The sequence below is a fragment of the Psychrobacter sp. T6-1 genome (assembly GCF_052258445.1).
On sequence record NZ_JBQQFC010000495.1, the window covers coordinates 1 to 1,224 of the forward strand.

1 protein-coding gene and 1 pseudogene are annotated in these 1,224 nt (G+C 41.7%); both read left to right on the top strand.

Annotated elements, in window-relative coordinates; translation table 11 throughout:
- On the top strand, nt 1-456 hold a 456-nt coding region (locus tag ACTXGO_RS14075; RefSeq protein WP_443574956.1), incomplete at its 5' end, for a PD-(D/E)XK nuclease family protein.
- Between the two features lie 37 nt (nt 457-493).
- Nucleotides 494-1,224, top strand: a pseudogene (locus ACTXGO_RS14080) (hypothetical protein); the annotation flags it as partial.

Here is a 1,224-nt window from a genome sequence, read left to right on the forward strand (position 1 = left end):
AATGAGGTATTCGCTCAATATTTACCTGATGATCCTGACAAGCACATCGAGCTAAGTGCACAGTACTCTAGTCATATATATCGCTACCTACGCGGCGAGATTGACTTGGTGTATGAGCACGCGGGCAAGTATTATGTTGTGGATTACAAGAGTAATTACTTGGGAAATAGCCTAAGCAATTATAACAATGAAAATTTAGGTAGGGCTATGAGTAAGGCAGGGTACTGGTTACAAGCTGCTATCTATCAAGTCGCACTACACCGATTTTTGAGATTACGAATAAATGGCTATACTGGCAATGAAGAGAACTACCTAGGCGCTGTAGAGTATGTGTTTTTACGTGGTGTAGACTCGCAAGGCGCGCATGGCGTAAATGATTACGGGCGAATCAAATGGCAAATTCCTTTTGCACTCGTACAAGCGCTTGATGAGATGTTCGGTAGTCCAAGTATTTAGACACTATATAAATTCTAAACCGTTAAGCGAATCAATAATGAATAACAGTAAAGACGTCGATACTACTTTTAATACGATGCAGACCAGTCATGAGCTTGGTAGTATTACCTCAAACATAGAGGATACGACTACGAGTAACGCAGATACAGATAGCAATTGGGCAACTAGCGTCAGCCAGTATTTACTTGCGCGGCGACAGCAGACGTACCAAGCCTATCAGAGTCAACTACAAGTAAACAACGCAGAGAATGAAGACGTGGCTCTGGCTGATGACGATTGGCTATTTAAATCTCTCCTTGAGCTGCTCGTACAGCGTTTGGAGGAGGGGCATACGGTTGTTACTCTGTCGAGCACAGGTCATTTAGATCGTACTTGGCAGTGGCAGCTTGTACAGCCCTTGTTCCAGCCGTTACTAGACTATGCGACCAGTATTCTTGCTCAAAATATCGATATACAGACACCTATAGACAATAAGCACACGCTATGGAAAACCGTGATGCTTCAATCCACTTTATCGCAATTTGAGCAACAACGCCTTGCGCAGCGCTTTGACGCGGCAACTAAGTTATATAACTATATTCAATCTTTGAATAACAACGATAAAGAAAATAGCCTAAGCAAATTTATTCGAAATTTATCGCAAGAGATACTAATAGCAGATAATAAAAAAGAAAACAAAGCATCGCCAATCATTTTTGAAACAACCTTTGAAGAAAGTAGTCTTCAAAAGAGTAGTGGTACAACGCTTACCCTCTGGTTGCATCGAAC